General features: G+C 49.8%; 1 protein-coding gene. It reads right to left on the minus strand.

Features of this window, described 5'->3' with window-relative positions:
* Positions 1–1,885: DUF11 domain-containing protein (locus tag RJ60_RS15025; protein ID WP_146028958.1), on the minus strand; the 1,885-nt coding region annotated here is incomplete at both ends.

Genomic DNA, 1,885 nt, shown 5'->3' on the forward strand with positions numbered 1-1,885 from the left:
TGACGGCCTTCTCCAGAGTGACCTTTTCCGATACAACGACCGTGATATCTATAACAGTTGCCGTAACGTTAGTATCCTCCTGAACCTCGGCCTTCAGATAAGCAACATCAGTCACGCCAAGAGGTTCATCACTCGGGACCTCAAGCCTGAATATTCCTGTTATGCTAACGCCGGGCTCGAGTGTCCAAGTTGCATCCAGATTTACTGGGTTTCCGCCCTGAAGGAAAGTGAAGTCCCAGCCTCTCGTCGAGCTTGGATAGAGCTTTACAGTCACCGCTACATTACCCGTGTTTGTCAGAGTGTGCTCGTAGTCGATATTCTGCCCGGGTGCGGCCGATCCATTTCTGGATGGCAAAAGTGTAATGTGCCTGACAGCATTCACAGTGATCGTGTTTATTTGCGAGTCCTCAACTGTGGGTCTCGTCAAAGAAGTCGCAAAGAACTCCACGGGAACTGCTACTCCTGTGTAAAGGGCTCCTTCGGGGACGGTTACTCTCGCTATGATTCTGATCCCACTGTTTGGAGATACCTGACCAGTATTTGTTATAGGTATCATCTCATCTGGATCGAGAACTCCGTTTCCGTTGGTATCGATATAGAACCTCACCGTATAGCCATCAACAAGATCGGCCGAGAGGCTGAAAGTATCGCCAGCATCGGAGTTATTTACAACGTCCAGAGGGAAATATGCATAAGAGCCGGGATCGGCGTCTTTGTTTACCGAAGTCTTATCTACAGTAGTATCGGTGGCCGTTCCAAACATATTTCCGATAGCTACGGACGGGAAGGTTATTGGCTCGACCATGTCTGTGGTCGTATCAGAAGCGACTGGAGATATCGAGGAGATAGCCTTTACTTTAGCGGTAATTGAAGTTACAGTTGCTTGGACATCTGCGGGTATGAAGATCTTGACTGTAATGTCGAAGGTCTCTCCCGGTGCAAGCGGACCGGTGTCCTGCATCCCGTTGTCGTCGGTATCTGGTAGTGGAGTAAGATTCTCGGTGAAAAAGGAGATAGCGACAACATTATCCAGGCCCGCAGGAAGAACTCCAGCGATTGTAATGTTTATTATGTCCGTTGAGAGACCGGCATTCTTTACTGTATTAGTGAACTCTACCAGAGTACCGGCAACACCGGGCTTTATCGTGATATCGTTCGGATCTTCCGCTTCGGGATTGTCTTTGGGACCGATCCAGACCTTAGTCGTCTCGTTGCCCGGTCCCCCAACCATGATAGTGGAAACGTTTGAGCTCCTGCTCACAGTCTCCAGTGCAGTCGTCTTGTAAGTCATCGTCGCCACGTTCTCGATGATACCTGCAAGAGTATTGTCTTTCACCTTCACTCTCAGTCTAATCCGGAAACTCGAGCCTGCATTAAGACTGGCGATATCCAAGGTCACGGTATTGCCTGTTACATCAACAGTCATACCTGCCGGTACTTTGTCAAGGAAGCCAAGATATTCAAGACTTGCCGGCAGAACGTCGATTATGGTTATGTCTGAAGCTGCCTTGTTACCTACGTTAGCTCCGGAAATCGTGTAAACGACTTCGTCGCCGGCCTTGACTTCCTGCGGGGTGGCAGATTTGAAGAGAGTCAGCACGGCATCGTTATAGACCGTTGTGCGCGCCGCATTGTTGTGATCGAAAGCATTTACCGGATCGCTTGCCGAGTCAACATCAAGATAGACTGTGGCGGTGGTTCCGGCCGCAGCCGCGCTCGGCACCCTGTACCTGACTATGACGTACCGGTAGTCGCCAGACGGTATCGAGATTGTGTTATTCCATAGCTCTTCGCCGGGATCGACAACGCCATTACCATTTTCGTCGTAGAAGACTTCGATATTTTGCGGAGTAAATGTCGATGCGGGATCGATATTCACACTTGT

The sequence above is a fragment of the Mesotoga sp. B105.6.4 genome, assembly GCF_002896535.1.
Lineage (GTDB): Bacteria > Thermotogota > Thermotogae > Petrotogales > Kosmotogaceae > Mesotoga.